The organism is Paenibacillus sp. FSL K6-1318 (assembly GCF_037976905.1).
GTDB classification, from domain to species: Bacteria; Bacillota; Bacilli; order Paenibacillales; family Paenibacillaceae; genus Paenibacillus; species Paenibacillus amylolyticus_A.
In genome coordinates this window covers 6,682,157-6,702,491 of the sequence record NZ_CP150270.1, presented here as the reverse complement: position 1 = coordinate 6,702,491, position 20,335 = coordinate 6,682,157, and the positions used below count along the sequence as shown (strand labels likewise).

At 45.5% G+C, this 20,335-nt stretch carries 13 protein-coding genes; 11 read left to right on the top strand and 2 right to left on the bottom strand.

Annotation, left to right across the window (positions count from 1 at the left end; translation table 11 throughout):
* The first annotated feature begins 278 nt into the window (after nt 1-278).
* Nucleotides 279-6,569, top strand: a complete 6,291-nt coding sequence (locus tag NYE45_RS29935; protein ID WP_340015099.1) for an Ig-like domain-containing protein — start codon at nt 279-281, stop codon at nt 6,567-6,569.
* A gap of 219 nt (nt 6,570-6,788) precedes the next feature.
* Here NYE45_RS29935 and NYE45_RS29930 read toward each other — a convergent pair whose 3' ends face one another.
* Complete coding sequence (locus tag NYE45_RS29930) at nt 6,789-7,412, bottom strand: hypothetical protein (protein WP_340015098.1); 624 nt, start codon at nt 7,410-7,412, stop codon at nt 6,789-6,791.
* Nucleotides 7,413-7,853: 441 nt separating this feature from the next.
* Here NYE45_RS29930 and NYE45_RS29925 point away from each other — a divergent pair, with 441 nt between their 5' ends.
* From NYE45_RS29925 to NYE45_RS29905, 5 genes are all read left to right on the top strand, one after another.
* A complete protein-coding gene (locus tag NYE45_RS29925) occupies nt 7,854-9,977 on the top strand; it encodes a 5'-nucleotidase C-terminal domain-containing protein (RefSeq protein ID WP_340015097.1) in 2,124 nt (707 codons plus the stop codon).
* Nucleotides 9,978-10,238: 261 nt separating this feature from the next.
* Nucleotides 10,239-10,856 (top strand): hypothetical protein, encoded by a 618-nt coding sequence (locus NYE45_RS29920; RefSeq protein WP_340015096.1) that lies wholly within the window; start codon nt 10,239-10,241, stop codon nt 10,854-10,856.
* Between the two features lie 11 nt (nt 10,857-10,867).
* Complete coding sequence (locus tag NYE45_RS29915) at nt 10,868-11,146, top strand: hypothetical protein (RefSeq protein ID WP_340015095.1); 279 nt, start codon at nt 10,868-10,870, stop codon at nt 11,144-11,146.
* A 27-nt stretch (nt 11,147-11,173) separates the two neighbouring features.
* Complete coding sequence (locus NYE45_RS29910; RefSeq protein ID WP_340015094.1) at nt 11,174-11,734, top strand: DUF4303 domain-containing protein; 561 nt, start codon at nt 11,174-11,176, stop codon at nt 11,732-11,734.
* A gap of 262 nt (nt 11,735-11,996) precedes the next feature.
* Nucleotides 11,997-12,338, top strand: a complete 342-nt coding sequence (locus tag NYE45_RS29905; RefSeq protein WP_340015093.1) for a hypothetical protein — start codon at nt 11,997-11,999, stop codon at nt 12,336-12,338.
* Between the two features lie 84 nt (nt 12,339-12,422).
* On the opposite strand, the gene NYE45_RS29900 is transcribed toward NYE45_RS29905, so the two are convergent.
* Nucleotides 12,423-13,145 carry a YheC/YheD family protein gene (locus NYE45_RS29900; RefSeq protein WP_340015092.1) on the bottom strand — a complete coding sequence of 241 codons (723 nt, stop codon included), beginning with the start codon at nt 13,143-13,145 and terminating at the stop codon, nt 12,423-12,425.
* A gap of 95 nt (nt 13,146-13,240) precedes the next feature.
* On the opposite strand from NYE45_RS29900, the gene NYE45_RS29895 reads away from it, so the two are divergent.
* From NYE45_RS29895 to NYE45_RS29875, 5 genes are all read left to right on the top strand, one after another.
* The gene (locus NYE45_RS29895; protein ID WP_340015091.1) at nt 13,241-13,429 is read left to right on the top strand and encodes a hypothetical protein; all 189 of its coding nucleotides are present in this window, start codon (nt 13,241-13,243) and stop codon (nt 13,427-13,429) included.
* Nucleotides 13,430-13,601: 172 nt separating this feature from the next.
* Nucleotides 13,602-14,696, top strand: a complete 1,095-nt coding sequence (locus NYE45_RS29890) for a bifunctional glycosyltransferase family 2/GtrA family protein (RefSeq protein WP_340015090.1) — start codon at nt 13,602-13,604, stop codon at nt 14,694-14,696.
* Nucleotides 14,696-16,987, top strand: a complete 2,292-nt coding sequence (locus NYE45_RS29885; RefSeq protein ID WP_340015089.1) for a glycosyltransferase family 2 protein — start codon at nt 14,696-14,698, stop codon at nt 16,985-16,987. The genes NYE45_RS29890 and NYE45_RS29885 overlap by 1 nt, the downstream gene beginning before the upstream one ends.
* Nucleotides 16,988-16,998: 11 nt before the next feature.
* On the top strand, nt 16,999-18,852 hold the full coding sequence (locus NYE45_RS29880; RefSeq protein ID WP_340015088.1) for a hypothetical protein: 1,854 nt from the start codon (nt 16,999-17,001) through the stop codon (nt 18,850-18,852).
* Between the two features lie 202 nt (nt 18,853-19,054).
* Entirely contained in the window at nt 19,055-20,194 is a 1,140-nt protein-coding gene (locus tag NYE45_RS29875) for a 5-methyltetrahydropteroyltriglutamate--homocysteine S-methyltransferase (RefSeq protein WP_340015087.1), read from the top strand.
* Nucleotides 20,195-20,335 lie beyond the last annotated feature (141 nt).

Sequence of the window (20,335 nt, the reverse complement as noted above, 5' to 3'; positions counted from 1 at the left end):
CCCATACAAGTGCCAATAGTGTCACATGAACATTACCCTAGAAGCAGCTTTAGAAATGAACTGCGAGAAACAGAACGAAATGATGTCATACGAGTTTGTTCAGTTTTTGTTTAGAGTTAATGATTATACTAAAACTCGCAATATATCTGGAGATGGGAAGAAGGTAATAAATGTTGCGATAGTTCTTTTTTGAACAGGGTAGGTTGTGGACGAAGATATACAAGAACGTTGCTGTATTAGGAATCATTACATTTCAATTTTGTACGGAGGCACTAAGTATGAACAACAATGGATTTAGAAAATTTATTTCAATTGCGCTTACGGTCTGTCTAATATTTGGGGTTAGTGGCCTTGCTCCTTTAGACGGCTCAGTGGCCAATGCGGCAATCGCTCCAACTATGGCGGAGACGAACTACGACCAGTACCAAGTCAAGTTAACTGCCGACCCCGTGACGGATGCGCCACCTAGCGGTTTTGGCACAGCGGCATCAGACGGACGTATTTGGACTGACAAGAGCGTTACGGCAGAGGGTGATGGCAGTTTTAATGTCAAATTGTCAGCGTTAGCACAAGAATATATGACGGCAAATTCGACCAATCCAGGTGTCGGAGGGAGCGGCAATGCTGACGGTCCTGCGGCGGACGTAACCTTTATTTTGGACATGAGTTCGTCTATGGGAAATCTAAATGGGAGAGAAATAGCAGAAACAGCAGGTGGACCTGGTGTGTACTATCGTGTCGAAGCGATGGCCAAGGCAGCCAATGATGCAATTCGCACAGTCATGGATGCCAATCCAAATAACCGCGTTGCGGTTTATTGGTTTGGAGGATCGGCTAGCTCCAACCACCTTGGCACGTTTATGGAACTAGGACACTACGTATTTAGTTCAGGACATGGAACGGAAGATTATTTGAAATATGCAACATCGAATCAAAACATCACATTGAACAGCAATCTAGTCAAGGATGGTACGGCCGTTGGAACGAAGTCACCAGTCTCGCTAGGGGGAGGAACGCCAACGCAGGACGGTATCATGTATGGCGTCTCGAAGACGATGAGCAGTGTGGGAACAAAGGGTACGGGACCTAAGCGCCAGCCTTACTTGTTCCTTCTATCGGATGGGGCGGCAATTCATGCCAAGAAGGCATGGTATACTTCGCCCAAAGGCAAATCGTTTGAAACAGATTTTCAAAATGCGGTAACCGAAGCTACAACGATCGCAAACTACAATCAGAGTGGTACTGATGGTACTAAATACGTACCAGCTACTGCCGGTACCAGTCTGGCCAATACAGGTGATCCGGAAATCGCTGCGCTGACTATACTCACGGGCGCATATATGAAGGGGCTTTTGGATAATCAGTACACTGCATACAATGGAGGAGAATCCACTAAGGCCAAAGTGTATACAGTGGGACTGGGTTCCACAACGGCAATTAACGGACCGTATAGTGGTAGCCAGCCAGTCTATGCATGGGCAGGTCTTGACCCGAAAAGAGTCAACGATAATAAGGAAGACAGTAGTTATAACTATGGTACGGCAAAGAATACCTATGACAAGCTGAAAACGTATGCTGCTCAGGGGCCAAATGGTTTTAACTACACAGATTCTTTTGTATACAGTAATTATTACACATTCGCTCCAACCTATGACATTGTCAGTTCAGCTTTTGCTGGGTTGGCCAATGATGTAGAAGCTACTACGACCATACTTCCGCTTCTCAATATACCGGAGACTACCGATCTTGGCTCAGAGACAGCCGATATAGCAAGTGCAATTGTCGTTGCAGACGAAATCAGCGAGGACTTTAATGTTGATCTGTCCACGTTGAAAATCGGTGACGCTGCTGCAACGGTGGATGCAACTACAACGATAAATGGCGGTACAGCGTATCAATTCGCTGGATACGGAAGTAAAGCCGTCATTAAGACAGTCGCAGGTGTTACCAATCTCACTTGGTATATCGACGCAGAAGATATGCAACCGCATATTTATCGCTTCAAGAACCGGACAAGCCCACAGTCAGGAGAATATAGTGCACCAACAGACGGTTCATTTGCACTCAACTATAAGGTAAAACCCACTTTTCAGGTATCTCCTAATAATGTAGGAAACATATCTCGCTACCTGAATTCAGGTAATGCCATGGATGGGGCCAGAACGGCGGCTTATTTCTTCCCGCCTACGGACAGCCCTTACTATCTTGCTTTAACGAGTAAGCAGACGATCTCCAAAACAGATGGAATCGGTGCAACCTATGTAACCGAGGAGTCACTGAATAATGGAAGAGCGACGATGAAACTTGGAAACAACGGTAAGCTTGATCTGAAGATGGGGATTGACAAGACAGGTCCCGCAACGATTCAGACCAACGGATCTATAAACTACACAGTTACAATCTATAACTATACGAATACGATAAAAACAGGTCTTAGTGTCACCAGTGAAGGCCAAACACAAACGGGAATTGATGTACCCGCGAATAGCAGTAAGGTGCTGAGCTTTACGAAAACGGCACCAGATACACCGCAAACTGTGATTAGCGACAATGCTGTAATTTCGGGGATTAATCTTGGCTCTAATACAGTAACTACCAATGTAACAGATGTGACAACAGCTGTAGTCACCACGCATGTCATCGAAGCCATTGGAGGCACAACTGAAGGGGATAACACCTACAATATTGGTGACTCAGCAACAATTAAGGCAAGCGCAGATCAAGGATATGCATTCGTGGGATGGTATGACAACCAAGAAGGCACAGGCACCCCAGTAAGTACAAGTGCAACATATACGTTTACCGTTCAGACGGATGTAGGCTATTATGCTAAATATGTTATGCTGCCAGTCGCGGAGAATGACACGTATAGTGTCTTAAGAGGAGATACGCTCACCGTCTCGGCACTTGAGGGCATCTTGATGAACGATACGGATACGGAGGGACGTCCACTTACGGCGGTGGCTATCAGCTCTGTCAGCGACCCGAGCAAGGGCACTCTGAATGTAAGTCCTGACGGATCATTCACATTCGTGGCAGATGAGGAAGCGTCCGGTAACGTGACGTTTACCTACCAAGCAGACAATGGCATCGCCCAGTCAAACGTAGCTACGGTGACGATTGCGATTACTCTACCAGTTTCTACGCATGAGCCTATTGCGGAGAATGACACCTATCGCATTAAGAGTGGAGATACGCTCACTGTTCCAGTTGAGGCAGGTATACTCACGAACGATACCGATGATGAGAATCATCCGCTTACGGCTATGAATGTCAGCTCAATCAGTGATCCAAGCATGGGCACGCTGAATGTGAGCCCTGACGGATCGTTCACGTTCATTACGGAGGAGAATGCTTCCGGTAATGTTACGTTTACCTATCAAGCCTTTGACGGAACCGTTTATTCGAGTGTAGCTACGGTGACGATCACAATTACGTTGCCAATCAATACACATGTCATTGGAAATGTCGGGGGAACGACTAATGGTGACGATGCTTATGGGCTTGGAGAATCGGCAACAATTGCGGCTAACCCAAGTCTGGGCTATTCATTCGTGGGATGGTATGAGAACGAAGAAGGCACAGGTATTCCAGTAAGCACGGATGCGTCATACACCTTTACTGTTCATACAGCCGGAGACTATTATGCAAAATTCAGAGCGGTGCCAGTTGCCGAGAATGACAGCTATCAGGTTGCAAGAGGGGGTAAACTTACTGTCTCGGCGGAAAAAGGAATTTTACTCAACGACACTAGCGCAGGGAATGATACGCTCACAGCAGTGAATATTAGTTCAGTTAGCGACGCAAGCAAGGGTACGCTGACGGCCAACTCGGATGGCTCATTCGCGTTTGAGGCAAAAGAGGAAGCATCAGGAAGTGTGACGTTCACGTATCAAGCTTCTGACGGAACAGGTCAGTCCAACATAGCTACGGTGACGATCACAATTATCAACCCGAGCATTGTTGGAACGGTGACGGATAAGAAAACCGGAGAGCCGGTATCCGGGGCGACAGTCATTTTACGTGACCTTGCAGGTAAAGAGAAGGAACGGTTCACGACAGGTTCAAATGGTAAATACAATTTTGAGAATGTCGTGATCAATAAATATATTCTAGAAGTGGTTAGCGATGAGTACAGCTTTGCTCATCGAGAAATCTCAGTATCCACGGTCAACGTTAATACGAATGGAGTTGTCATCCAAGACTTTGAGCTTGTCGAGTTTGAAATGACATTGACGGCCAACCCATCGTCCATACTTGGTAACGGCGCGTCAACATCCGTCTTTAAGGCGGTGGTGACTGATAAAGAGGGTCATCCTCAGGCAGGGGTTCAAGTCGTATTTAAAGTGCCGGATACAACATACGGCCATTTTGCTGGGAACCTGAATACGATAAGCGTCTTGACGGACGCACAGGGAATCGCAACTACAACCTTCACGGCGGCTATACTTGGCGGTACGGAATCCGCATCTATACCATTAACGGCAACGGTTGCTGATAGCCCAAAAGATCTCTACGTGAGTGATACGATTCATATTACGATCACCCCTGGTGTTATTACGGGTATCGTCACAGACCAAGCGGGTCACCCCGTAGCAGGCGCTTTGATCAAAGTGAGCAAAGATTTTGATGGTGACGGTATTACTGATTTTCATGCTGTTGCAGTTACAGCGGGCGATGGGGCATATACTCTAGCTATACCGCAGGGTAGTGTGACATATGATGTATCCATTACCAAGCAAGTAGAGATTGGTGGACAGAAAAAATCCGTCACGTTTAATCAGAGTGTTCCAGTAAATGCTAGTGTGGATGGTCGATCCTTTGAGGGGAATAAAACAGTCTCTGGTGTTGTCTTGGTAGAAACATCGCAGGGTGGCTCCCTGGCACTCAACGGAACGGTGGGCGGCGGTTACACGGTGTTGATCAATGACGGCAATGGGGCTCATACAGGCCAAATTGACTCCAATGGAATATTCAATATCGACAGTGTACTTAAGGGCATCTACACTGCCGATGTCATCTATAATATTCCGCTTCCGGGCGGTGGAACACAACCTGTTGTTGTTGGTCATGCAGATATTGAAATCAGTTCAGATGGACAAATCAGCATTAGTGAGGTGCTCATTGACCCCTACGGTACAATTACCGATTCCGTGACGGGTCATCCAATATCCGGTGCAATCGTTACACTTCATTACAGCAACGGAACGGTGGTCAACTTGCCACCTGTGAGCAGCTTCCCGCCAGCGGATAACGCGAACCCGCAGACGAGTGATGCGACTGGGCAGTATGCGTTCATGGTATTTCCGCATACGGACTACTACTTAACCGCGACCAAGGCAGGATATAAGGATTTCGACAGCAGAGTTGTCGATACGAACCAGCCACTAATTCATGTAGGTACGGAGATCGTGCTGTACGACTTTAGCATGATGCCACTACCGTCATCCAACGGAGGGGGCTCTCCAGTTGTAACGACTGACCCTGTAGGGCCACCAGACACAACGATTGAGCCTGCACCACCGAAGACCATAACGACCAAGTCCATTGACTTTGCCACAGCTATCCTTGTGGACAAAATGAAGGGCAGAGAAGACGATATTCTAACCTTCACGGTGATTTATGCCAATAAAACGTTGACCGAGGCTGATGGCTTGTATGTTAAAGCTACTATCCCGGCGGGAATGAGTTTAGTGGATGCAAACGGCGGCGTCGTTACCGGCCAAGAAATAAAATGGAATGTTGGGAAGTTGGCAGGAGACACGCGTGGTCAACTGACGTTTAAATTAAAGGTTAACGAAATGACAGAAGGTGAGGATTATGCTTCTGTTAAGGCTGTGGTTGGCTCAGATCATAAGCTTACGCTTGTGAATGCGCAAGACGATACGTCCTTGATTAAAGTGATGTTGTACTCTAACCGTTATGAGCACAAACATGATCGATATATTATGGGGTACCCAGACGGTAAGGTGAAACCTGAAAAGCTCATCACTCGTGCAGAGATTGCAGCTATTTTTGCCCGGACGCTTCATTTGCAAGATGAGGTTCGACACATCAAGCTGTACAGCGATGTCGCTACGGATTACTGGGGTGCCGATTATATCGAAGCTGTTGCAAATAAAGGGATATTCAAAGGATATGCGGATCATACATTCAGACCGGATCAGCCCATTACAAGAGCAGAGCTGGCGACAGCCATTGCGCGTTATCTCGGCGTTGCCAAAGAGCTGAAGATGGACCATATCTTGAGAATCAGCTCGTTTACAGATATTGAGGGGAACTGGGCGGAGCAGTCTATCGATGAAGTTTTCCGTTTCGGTATCGTATCAGGGTATAAGGATGATTCTTTCCAACCCGGAAATCAGATTACCCGAGAGGAAGCCGTTAAGATGATTAATGGGATGCTGTATAGAGGTCCTCTGACTGGAGCAGAACCTTCATATCCGGACAACCGTTTGGACAAATGGTCATATGGACATGTCGAGGAAGCCACAAGAACCCATACGTATAAGATCAATGAAGATGCCTCCGAAACGATGATCGAGTACATCCCAGAAGATCTGTGGTAATTTTGCATCGTGAATACACTCAAACTTAGTGATAAGTGCATGCTGTCTTAAACTAATCTGAGGAATCTAATTAGGTTCCTCAGATTTTTTACTAGCTGTTTATGTGCATACAAATTGGTGACTGGATTCCAAAACATTAGACACAAAAAAGAGTCGCAAATCATGCGGCTCTTTTTTGTGTTTCTTTACGTTGGAGTTCTTTTACCTTTACCTTTACCTTTAGCGCCCGCCCGTATTGGAAGCCCAGACAGGAATCCAACTGTTAGGATAATAGTCATTGGTCAGGGTTGTGTTATAGAGAACTAAATTGCCATCACTTTGCATGACCAGTGAGTCACCTGTTGTGTTAGTCGGCAAGCTACTTCCGTGATGGCCTGGAATCCAAGAGATGGTATTTGGAGTCCAAATGGATTGCAGTGTTGATGTATCAATTACCCAAACCCGGTCATACCCCCAACCGGTGTAATATTCGAATTTACCAGTAGCCGGATTGAACCCAAAGCGATAACCATATTGGTATACATCTTGATATTTTCCACCATAGGAGTACATTGCCGGCCTTCCAAACGATTCAAATTTGAACGAAAGAGCCCCTGTGTTACTAGTCCCACTACTCCAAAGAGAAGAACCGTTTTGATAAATAACGAAGTTCCCGTCATTCTGCCAAATGGCTGAAAACCTGCCATCTTGGGAGGTGAGATAGTCACCCTTCGCCATGCTTTGTCCGATCGTGAGCTTATCTCCAAGATAGCCGGCAGAAGCTGTCGCTGGTACGGCAAATGCAAGAATCAATAAGCAAGCCAAAAGTACTCGAAAAGATTTTGGGAAAAGTTGTTTGATCATTGGACACGCTCCTATGTTCTTTATAATGGTTAACGCTAGCCCCGATTGGTGAAAGACGGGAACTTAGATCTAAAATGCTCCCAACGGGCACCTCCTTTAATAGAAAGTGTGAAAAATTTTGATACATATTATGTAATGGGATTTGTGCTTTTTAGGAGAGAGAAGCTACGTATATATTCGTATTTTAGTAGAGGACGTGCATCACCAGGTGAGATTAAATACTTTATTTTCCATTATAGCAACCATGAAATATAAAATCCATATTTTTCTATAAAATTCCGAATCTATCACTCACCTCCAATGCTATATGACATCTCGTCTGCATCTTCTCTATCAATCTCCCAACTTTTTTACATCTATTTTATATATTTTACGATTTTTATGAATTGAACTATGGTAAAATATCTCAGGATCTAAAATTGGAGAGGGGTTTTGTATTTCATGTCTTGGAAAAAAGTTCTGGGCAAAAGCACGATACGTATCGCTACTACTGCACTATTACTCACGCAACTATTTGGCGCAGCAGGTTCTGTCTCTGCCGCAGGTAACGATGTAGAAGTACACTTGATTGGAATCAATGATTTTCACGGTCAGTTAGATACCACATCAATCGTGGGTGATAAGAAGGCAGGAACGGCTCCAATTCTAGCAACCTATCTCAAAGAAGCTCAAGCCAAATATGAACACTCCCTACTCTTCCATAATGGAGACTCTGTTGGTGCATCTGCTCCAGCCTCATCTTTGGATCGTGACGAGCCTACCATGGAATGGATGAATATGATGGGCTTTGATGTAGGCTCCTTGGGTAATCATGAATTTGACCAAGGTGTGGCTGCTTTGAAGGCACAGATCTTTGGTGGCCTTGATCCAAAGGAAGGTAAGGTAACACATGCTGGTGCAAAATTTGATTACGTCAATGCAAACGTCATTGAAACCGCTACGGGTAAAACATTGATTCAGCCCTATGTGATCAAAGAAGTGGGTGGAGTCAAAATCGGATTCATCGGACTAGTGACGAAGTCTACACCTGCCAAAGTATCTCCATCTGGGACAGCTGGTGTACGTTTCTTAAGTGTAGAAGAAGAAGTTGAAGCCGTTAATAAATATGCTAAAGAATTGCAAGATAAGGGTGTAGAAACGATCATCGTGCTTGCGCATGATCCGGCAACCACCAAAGAAGGCGTGACTACTGGAGAAGCGGCTGACTTGGCAAAAGCTTTACCGGCGGATTCCCCTGTTGACGTTATCGTTGCAGGTGACAATCATGCTTTGGCTAACGGTGAAGTGAATGGAAAGCTGATCGTTCAAGCTTATTCCTATGGTACGGCATTTGAAGATATCAAGCTGATGATTGACCCTGCTACCGGAGATGTAACTGAAAAATCAGCTACGGTTACAACGACTTTCCAAGAAGGTGTAAAAGAAGACCCTGAGACGTTGGCTATTATTAAAAAATCATTGGACAAGCATCCTGAGCTGACGAAGCCAGTAGGTACAACGGATGGTTCTGTTACTCGTACAGATGCTTATAATAACGAAGCCCCTCTAGGTAACTTGATTGCAGATGCAATGCGCCAAGCAGACTTTGGTGATAAAGCAAGCGTTGCTGACTTTGCATTTATGAATCCAGGTGGTATTCGTGCAGATCTGCCACAAGGCGATGTGACCTTTGCTGATCTTGCGAAAATTCAACCGTTCGGTAATACATTAGTGAAACTGGAGCTGACTGGTGAACAGGTTAAAACCTTGTTGCAACAGCAATGGGGAACTAATGCTGACGGTACGCCAAACACCAAAACTCTGCAAATTTCTGGTTTGAAATATGCTGCAGATTTCAACAAGCCAGTTGCAGAGCGCATTACCGGTCTTAGTCTGGAAGATGGAACACCATTGGATTCTGCAAAAACATATACGGCTGTAGTTAACAACTTCATGGCCGCAGGTGGGGACAGCTACAAAGTGCTGCTGGATGCTAAATCATCCTTGGCAGGTCCTATCGATCTGGATGTATTCTATGAGTACATTGTCGAAACATATAAAGGTGGTAGCATCGAAGCTACAAATGAAGGACGTATCACAAATGTGGCTGCATCTACTGAGCAAACGGAAACACCAGTAACGACAGAAGTCATTTCTCGTGCTGAATTTGTAAGTGCGCTGGTCGACATGTTGAAACTAAACGAAGTCGCTACAGCACCTGCATTCAAGGATGTTGCCGCTAATGCTGCATATGCAGATGCGATTGCTGAAGCTACGCATGCTGGATTCATTCAAGGTTACGGTGGAAACTTCTATCCTGATCGGGATATCACGCTTGAAGAAGCTGCTACCATTCTGGCTAAATTGGTAAACGATCAAGCTTCTGATAAAGATGCTGCTACGATCATTGCTGGTTTCGAGGATGGCAAAACGGTGTCTAAGTACGCGATTAAGCCTATGGCAAAACTGATTGATAAAGGTATTCTTGGTGGAGCAGATAAGAAATCGCTCCAACCTAAACAAGGTCTTTCTAATAACGATGCCAAAGCATTAATTGAGAAAGCTGTTGCAGCAAAAGCTTCATAATATAGGAATTATTCAAACCTTATATTAAACAGGAAAACACATCCTATTGGGTGAATGAGCGTGCTTCTTAATCTAGGAGAATGCCATATCCCGATTAGGATGTGTTTTTTCATTATCGAAATTCAGGTGTAAAGTAGGTAGACTCAGCGAGAGTAAACACTATAATGGAAATAAGATACATATATAGAACGGATATTACTGCACGAAGAATCTCTCAGATAATGATAAGTCTCAGAAATATATGAAGTGTGGTGAGCGAAAATGGACAAATTAAAGCACAGCGGATTCTATAAACTGAAATTCTTCATAACTCCTGAAGAGTTTAAAAGCCTTCTACAGCTTTTGGAGCAGAGGCAAGTGCAATTCTTTCGTACCAATTCTGCCCGGACAGAGCATGATTATAGTCAAGTGTATGAGACGTATCAGACGTTCTATCAGTATTATGTGGCAAAAGAAAAGAAGAATGATGTTGACCCCTTCTTTGTTTACTCGATAATAGTTTCGTCAGATCAAGAAGCTTCAGGATTTTTTGTGAGAAATGAAGCTGTTTCTTTTCCATATCACGGACAATGGGCAGAGGATGAACTGCCGTGTATCTTGCTTTCATTTCCGAAAGGTTTTCAAGTTAATTTGGAAGATGAAAAAGGAAAGTACTATATTTATGAGGATATTCGGGACCATAAGCCGCTGACCTATGCGCTTTTCGATGAAATAACAGGCTCTATTAAAAAAATGACCAAACCGCTTCGATTCTCAACCCATGACGAAGATGCGATGAAGGAACAGAAGCCCTCTGTGCGTATAAGCCATGATGCAATGCACGAATTGAGCCAATCGTGGATTTTCGGTAAATATGGACTTGTAGTTCGTGGTAATTAGGAGGGGACGAAATGATGTTCGCCCTAAAGATTATCTGTACCTGGGTACTTCTCGCTGCCTCTTGTTCCGCAGTATGGTGGAGCTTCAGAACAGAAAAGCTTATAACCATCTCATGGCTGGCGTTTCTGCTGCCCGCTGTGTTCCAGCTCGTTACTGCCTTCTGGATCGGTCCAAGCCAAGCGAAGTCACTCATCGTGTTCGGCTGCATCAATCTGGTGTTCGCTGCCCTGGTGGGTGCGGGTGTCTGGTATCTAGTCCAAATAGCCAATTCATATCGAAGTGGCAGATGATCGACGAATGGAAAGGAAACTCTAATCATGAAACCAATGCAAGAAATAGAGACGCTGGCCATAGAGATCGCCGCTGCTGCCAGAATGTCTTTTTGCACTCTTTTTGAAAATGGTGAACGGTACTATTATTGTACGCTGTACACTACTGGCGAGGGACATGCGCCAAGCATCTCTGCCTGGTCGTGGGAAGCTTTGGCGTTGGAATCGGCCAGGCAAGCAGAGGAAAGTGACACGCCGGTATCAACGATGGCGGAACTCATCAAATGGTCGTATGCGGATTCGCCCTATTGTTGTTTTGGGGATGATAACTTTGACGGTGTTAAACAACGATATAACGAGCGCCCTTTCATTACAGACCTGGAGATTGATGAATGGAATCGCGAGTTGGATGTGAGGCTGAAAGCCATGGAGCTGGCAATGAAAATGCTCGATGATGAAGGCATATTTGCCTTAAATCAACTGCGAGAGTCCGTATGTGTCCTTGTTGAAGTCATGCCGCCAGATGAGAACAATACTGAAATCGCCTTACGTTTGAATCGTGCGGAGACTCCAGCTATGCAAGCATGGTTGGCGGAGACAGCAGAATAGGGCATCAGGAGCGTTACTACGATGCTCGCAAGGCGTACATACGACTCAATCTCGACAATCTTATTGAATCGGAGATTTAGTAGACGATCCAATTTCCCGAACCACCTTTGTACATTAAAGGGTGGTTCTTTTTCGTGTTTGAGCTCCTACCTCCCCCTCTACCACTGTACAAACACACTTTTTCTGCCTTGTCCACATTTATACCTTACCAAAACGATTAATTTGCATTTAATAGACTATCAATAATAAGGAGGTTTTGAGAATGGGAAATAGAAGACCTGGAGCACCTAGAGGTGGTTACGACCCCGTTCAGATCTTTAACTCCACTTCGTTTAATGCGTATGGGGGAGTCGAGTATGCGTCCATCTTTTGTAGTAACGATAGTTATAGTGTTCAGCGTGACCAGACTTGGAGATCTTCTGGCCGTGGAGTCTGCCTGGTAACCAGAATCACCGCAACAGTTAGAACACCGAGTGGTAATATTGAAGCGGAGCCGTATACGTCATCCGGTACTTCGTACAGCCAGTTCGCCATTATACAGGTAGGGGTAAATCAGTTCCGAGTGACACGCGTTACAAGCACGACTAGAAACTGCCGGAAATAACCGAAGCAGGTCAGTATCGAGATTAGCTATCAAAAATGAAGAGACGACTTGCCAGGATAGAAGGCAGGTCGTCATTTTTTTGCTTTAATGTTCCTTGTACCATAATATTCTGCGGTGCATTGAGGAGTCTTTCATGAGCCGGAAAGGGCGCATATCCGGTTGATAATTTCCTTCGATGATCCAGATTCGCCGTTTCTTGTCGACGGCTATATCGAACCCGACTTGTCTAAGCATGGGGTAATGCTCTCCCAATCGTTTGGCAGCTAATCGTGCAACCTGTTCCGCTCTGACAAGTAAGCGCCGATCTCCAATTCGAGCTAGTCTCAGTGCTTTAAGCACTGGAATGGGGCGGTTATTCACATTGGTGACTTGGTATCCTTGTGCTGCGACTTTAGCATAGGAACCTGTCACGTTCCATGTGGACGAGGAACCCTTTTTGCGCTGAACCATGATCCGAATGTCGAACGGCCTGTGTTTAATTTGAGCAAGCTGTAGACGCTTTTGGACAATATATTCATCACTTTTAATTGTTTGTTCGAACCATTTGAGTAACTGCTCGTTATCTCTCATGGTGACGGTGTTATTTTCATTTTGAATACGATAAGCATTTGCACCGCTTCGTTTAATGAACAGGATATCCCTTCCGTAACTGCCATTGCGAGGTTTCAGTACAACGCTGGGATATTGAAGAAGCATCTTCGTTAGCGTATCCTTCTCAAGCAACTGTGTTTCTGGCAACCGTGCAACGAGAGAGGGCTCATCGCGCAGAATGCCATACTGCAACCATTTGTCTCTTTCGAATAACATCAGAATCACAGCCTTTTTTCAATCGTCTACGGTAATTCTAATTCAAAATCGTGATCCGCATAAGCGACCATTCGTCTAGATTTGTAAGTCGAAGCATGTCCAATCGGTCGATGGAGAAGGAAGATGAACTATTACGAGAAACGACTGCATTCTTGGGAGGCGTTCATTCACGCTTCGAGTGGCTTCTCGACACACAGGCGCACTTCTATCATCACCGTTGCCAACTGCATGCCATGCTGGTACATGTGCTGAAACGAGAGCCGAATGTGAAGTTATTTGAGTAGTGCTAGACTAACGTTTTACTAGTATTTTTCGCCTATATAGGAGTACATATAATGATACAACTTTTTTACCAGTAGGTTACAAATTTGCTCGTTTACTGACCACCCTTTCGATGTTATACTCACAATATTCCAAAAGAATTTGTGAAAATATGTCGAATTGAGGCTTATTAGGATGATTATGGGTAAACAAAACGGCGAAACGATCATCCTCATTCCATCGCTTGAACCGGATGAGAGACTTCCAGCCTATGTACGGCAATTACGAGAGTATGGCTTGACCAATATTGTTATTGTGGACGACGGATCTGGTGAGGCCTACCAGTCAATTTTCGAGGAGCTTCGTGAGAATGGTTGTGCTCTGCTGACGCATACGGAAAATCAGGGGAAGGGTGCAGCACTCAAGACGGGATTTCAGTATATTGCGCAGCAATTTGATGCATCTTCCTTTGTCGTAACCGCTGATTCAGATGGTCAGCACGCAGCAGAAGATGTATACCGGATTGCCCAGGAAGCAAGGCTTCATCCAGACTCTTTGGTGCTCGGGGTAAGGAATTTCAGCGAGGGGAACATACCACCAAAGTCCCTGCTAGGCAATCGAATGACCTCTTTTATTTTTGCCATGCTATATGGAAAGAAACTATCGGATACCCAGACCGGGCTTCGTGCATTCGGTCCCGGGCTACTTGCGTTTATGCGGGATGTTCGCGGCACTCGATTTGAATATGAGTTGCAGATGCTCATTTCCTGTATCCAATCCGGTATACCGATTCATACCATGCCAATCCAAGTCATTTATGAAAATGGTAATGCGGGAACTCATTTTAAAGCGATCCAGGATAGCGCTCGGGTCATGGGGGTGTTGTTCTCCAACTTTCTGCGGTTCATTTCATCATCGGTGGCCAGTTCGGTTGTCGATTTGGGTATCGCATGGTTTTTGATTGACGCGTTACGGCCTGTGTTGGGTGAACAGCACTATTTAAGAATTCTGCTGGCAACCGTGATTGCGAGAATTATTTCTATTGTAGTCAACTATGTACTGAACAGACACTTTGTATTCCGCAAGGAGGAAAGCCAGGGAAGTCTATGGCGCTATCTGACGTTATGCGGAGTGGTGATTTTGCTTTCCAGTACCGGCGTATATATATTCCATACCGTTCTCTTCGTAGATGAGAAATTGGCGAAATTCGTCTGTGATGCCTTGCTGTTCCTGCTCAGTTTCCAATTGCAGCGAAGATGGGTATTTGCAGCAAGGAGGAAGCAGCTGTAGTGCAAAACGAAAAAAGACAGAATATCTTTTTTGTCATCACGATGATTCTGATGTCGATTTATTTGGTATGGCGTACGTTCTTTACGTTGCCATGGGGTGAAGGCGTTCTAAACGTCATTTTCGGTATGCTGCTGATTGTAGCTGAAACGGTCACCGTACTGACAACCTTTGAATTATTCTTTCAAAAGATGCAAAAAGAACGTACACAGCTCGACTTTCCAACCGTTCCGCCGGAGTATTATCCGGATGTGGATGTATTTATCGCTACCCATAACGAGCCTGTCGATCTGTTATATAAAACGGTCAATGCCTGTACGTTCATGGACTATCCGGACAAGCAGAAGGTTCATATTTATCTCTGTGACGATGGAGCAAGACCTGAGGTGGAGGAGCTTGCCAGACAATTTGGTGTCGGATATCTGGGGTTTCCCGGAAATAAGGATGCCAAGTCTGGTAATCTGAACAATGCACTGAGTAAAAGCTCTTCTCCGCTCATTGCAACGTTTGATGCAGATATGATTCCACAGCATACCTTTCTGATGAAAACAGTCCCTTACTTCCTGCTCTCCACGTTTATTAAGGAGAATGAGGAATGGCGTCCTCGCCGCGAGGATGAAATGGACCCTAAGTTCAAGCTTGGTCTGGTACAGACTCCGCAGAGCTTCTACAATCCAGACCTATTCCAGTTTAATCTGTATGCAGAGCAAGGCATTCCGAATGAACAGGATTTCTTCTCCAGAGAAGTGAACATCCTGCGTAATGCCTCCAATGCGGTAGCCTATACAGGAAGCAATACGATCATTTCCCGGCAGGGCATGGAAGACATCGGAGGTTTTCCGCTCAATACCATCACCGAGGACTTTGAGACAAGCATCCGCTTGCAGCAGGAAGGTTATATTACCTATGCGACTCAAGAGGTTCAAGCTGCCGGGCAGACAACAACAACAGTTAAGAGCATGATTAAGCAGCGGATTCGCTGGGCAAGGGGTATTATTCAGAGCCTGCAGAATACGCGTGCGCCCATATCTGGAAAGCTCCCTTTCTGGACGAGAGTGACCTACTTGAGCAGTTTCTTATACTGGTGGTCCTTCTTTAACCGGTTGATTTTCATTTTGGCACCTATTTTGTTTGCGTTATTCGACTTCCAGATTGTGAATACAACCTTCTGGCAAATCTTAATTTTCTGGCTTCCATCCTATTTCTTCTACAGTGTATCCATGCGATATCTGTCCAGTAATATTCGAAATCAGCGATGGAGTCAGGTTATCGATACCATATTTATGCCTTACCTGATCTGGCCGGTTCTCCTGGAGACACTGGGTATTCGTGAGAAAAAATTCAAGGTTACCAACAAAAGCAGAGCGAGTGGCAGACAATGGATGTCTGCGCTGTTATATGCGCTTCCGCATATCTTCCTGCTATTGCTTTCCATTGCAGCCGTGATTCGATATGTCAATGGCAAGTATGGCATTGCGCTGTTCTTCAGCAGTATCATTATTTTCTGGCTCATTCATAACATGATTGCGCTATGTTACGCCCTATTCTTCATGGTCGGCCGCCGTGCGTATCGGGAGACAGAACGGATTCGGGCGCAGGAGGATGTCACGATCCACGACCAAGCCAACAATCTGCGGTATCAGGCCAAAACGGTTGATGTATCCGAACAAGGTATTGCCTTCTATGTACCTTATCCCATTTATTTGGCTGAACAGAAAATCATCTCTCTGGTCGTCAAAACCGACCGGTATGAGGCCAACCTCGATGCAGTCATCGTTTATGTGAAACAGGATGGAGAAGGCTGGCGTTACTCCGCAACGGTTCAGCCGATTGATGAGAATGATAACCGCCAATATATGCAAATCATCTATGACCGTAAACACTCGTTGCCAGAGCAGATGAACCTATGGGACACGGCTTACGACGATATGCTTCGCAATGTGAAAAAACGTATCGTGCAACCCCGATCGGATCAGCGGAAAATGCCGCGGCTTTCCCTTCAACTTCCAGTTCATTTCACCAATGATGCTGGCTGTACGCTGCGCAGCTTTAATTATCGTTTCTTTTCCGCGACGGGTTTCCATGGTGACATTGCGGCAGGAGCGGTCGTTACTTTTTATACGAAGAGTGATATTGAAGTTATTTTGAAGCATACGGGAAAAACGACAGCCCGTGAGCGCGAGGTGCTTCTCTCGGTGGAGAATATCGATGATATTGTGGAGAAGGGCCTGATTGACCAATTGCTGACTGATTTGATACAGCCACATTCCGATCGTGCCACCAGAGAGGGTTAGGAGAGATAAAGATGCTCATTGTGCTTCATTTTGTGATGGGAGTTTTATTGATATTCTCCTTTCTTGGTTATATGCAGTTTGTACGGAAGGCACTTTCACTACGTTGGGAGTTCATCCCTGTATTCGTGTTTTCCTCGATTGCCTGCCTTGTTTTTCTGAGTGGTTTGGCAGGGCAGCTCTTTACGGGCAGCCTTGTCATTCTGATTGCAGGTTTGCTTTTGTATGGGGGGCGGTTGTTTCTCAGACTGCGCCAAGGGGCATCATTGCGCATGTCCTTTTCCATATTCCAATTTTCATTCCTGGCAGGGACTTTCGTTTTCTTGCTGGTACTCTTTCAGAACCAATTAACACACTACGATAATTTCTCCCACTGGGCTATCGTATTGAAGCAGATGTTGAGTACAGATGCCTTTCCGACGCCAGACTCCAGCCTGATTGATTTTAAAAACTATCCGCTGGGGACTTCGTCATTTATTTATTATGTCTGTCGCTTCATGGGGCATTCCCAGTCCGTGATGCTCTTGGCACAAGGTCTGCTTATCTTCTCCTGTTTTTATGCCATGTTCGGCATCGTTTCGGAGAAGAAACGTTTTCTTTTGTACGCTTTTCTTGGACTCGGGTTATCTACACTTTCGTTTTTCAATCTTACGATTCGGATCACTAATCTGCTCGTGGATTTCTTGCTTCCGATCTACGCGCTCGCGATCCTGGCGGTGATCTACCAATATCGGAATGAGATCAAAAAGGCATGTATTGTCGTTCTTCCGCTTGCGGGATTACTAACCATCATCAAAAGCACTGGGGTTATTTTCGCCGCCATCGGCCTAATCTTCCTGGTGTATACATGGTTAAAACATAAGCAAAAGTTCGAATGGAAAACAGCACTCGCTGTTGTGGGAACGATCTGTGGTGCGCTAATTCCCTACTTCGGCTGGAGCTGGCGAATGGCAACGGTATTCCATGGCATCGATAACAAGTTCGATGTCGCTACTTCGGGGATTCAGGCCGGCAAAACGCCGGAGCAGATGCAGGAGATTCTGTGGACTTTCCTGAGGGCCAGTACGGATCTGACAACACGACCCGTGATCGGGATTGTTATTTTCCAACTTATCGCGATCGCAGCTTCTATATTTGCCATCGTCGTGCTCAAGAAGAAGTGGAACTTATGGAAAGCACTAATTGCGCTGGACGTTGTTCTGTTACTGTACTATGCAGGCATTCTGGCGTTGTACCTCTTCTCCATGCCACTGGATGAAGCGATTGTTCTGGCTGGATTTGAGCGTTATGCATCGAGTATCGTGGTGCTGTTCGCCGGTGGGCTAGTGTTGTGCGCTGCGATCGATCTGGAGCGTTCATTCCACTATCGGATTGGTGAAGTGCCTGATTATCAATCCTTTAAGACGGTTGAGACGAAGGGGCATTATCAAAAAGGCATTATCGGTTGTATGGCGGTTGCCGCCACCATCCTTTTGTCCGAATACAATGGGATCGTCTCTATCGCTCAAAGCTATGATACAACGCTCCCTTACAAGATTCATGCGGTTACTGGTGATCGGTGGTATTCAGGTGGGCAGGAGGATAATAACAGGTATCTCTTCTACGCCTCAGACAGGGACCAGCAGGTCACGAACTATTACATGCAATATGTAGGGAAGTATTTCTTGTATGCTCCACATGTGGACGGGATCGTGTTGTTCTATGAGGACAATATGGACAACTTGTTGAGCGGCTACGATTATCTGGTGGTCGTGGAGACGGATCTCAACGCCAAGTGGTTGCTGAAAAAGCATTATGGGATCGACATGCAGGAGGGTATCTACAAAATCACCCGTTCCGGTGATCAGATCGTTCTTACTTTGACTTGAGATCATAGCGTTGAAGGTCTGTTCTGATCATCAGGTCAGGTAAGATTAGATTGAATTGAATACTTAATTATTATATAGACTCCCCTTAAATATAGCCTGTTATAGCTAATAACTATAACGGGCTATAACTCTTTCGTAGAACAGTTATTCCGATCGGATATGTTATATTTAATCAAATAATGATATACGGGGAGATTAAACTATGAGCATACAAACAGAACCTAAACAGCGAACCGTCACTCCATTTCGATATGATATTGTTGGTAGTTTCCTGCGCCCGAGTGCGTTGAAAGATGCCCGATTAAAATACCAGAACGGCGAAATCACCACGGAACAGTTGAATGAAGTCGAGAACGCCGAGATTGTGAAACTCGTACAAAAACAAAAAGAAGTTGGCCTTCAAGCTGTAACCGACGGCGAATTCCGCCGCTCTTGGTGGCATCTGGACTTCTTCTGGGGACTGGATGGTGTAGAGCGGACAATTATTGATGAGGGTTATCGATTCAACGGTGCGACATCCAGACCGGAAACAGCTCGTCTGACCGGTAAAATTAGTTACAGCAGTCACCCATTTGTAGCACATTATGCCTTCTTGAAAGCTACGGCTGGCGAAGATGTTGTTGCCCGTCAATCCATCCCAGCAGCTGCACAGTTCCTGTTCGAATTGGACCGGGCAGATAATAAGGAAAGCACACAGGCCATCTATCCGAACCGCCAAGAGCTTCTCTCGGACATCGCTGGGGCGTACAAAGCATCCATCCTGGCCTTCTATGAAGCCGGCTGCCGCAGCATCCAGATTGATGATTGCACGTGGGGCGCACTATGTGATCAACAGTTCATCGCAGTGATGGAGCAAGTTGGCGTCAATGTGGAAGAGTATGCAAATGAACTTGCAAAACTGAACGAAGAAGTGGTATCTGGCCTGCCAGAAGACCTCGTGGTAACCACCCATGTCTGCCGCGGTAATTATGTTTCAACATTTGCAGGAGTCGGTGGGGGCTACGAGCCGATTGCGCAAACACTTCTGAGCATCGATAACTACTCTGGTTTCTACCTGGAGTTCGATACCGAACGGGCTGGTGATTTCAAGCCGCTTCGTTTCCTGAAGGACAATCAGCAGGTCGTACTGGGACTCTTCTCTTCCAAATTCGGAGAATTGGAGAGCAAGGAAGATATCCTGAAACGGATCGAGGAAGCTAAACAATATGTTGATCTGGATCGAATCTGCCTGAGCCCGCAATGCGGCTTCGCTTCCACGGAAGAAGGTAACCATCTGACCGAGGAACAGCAATGGCGCAAGCTAGCCTTTATTAAGGAAATTGCTGAAGAGCTCTGGAAATAACCTTCATATCGTCATTTATCATTCACGCATGTGTTATGCATAAGTAAAATAAACCGTTAATTCAGCCATACGGACTGTCATCCGTATGGCTTTTTAGTGTAATCCTCTTTTCTGAGGGGTGTTTAATCAGAGCCCATATAT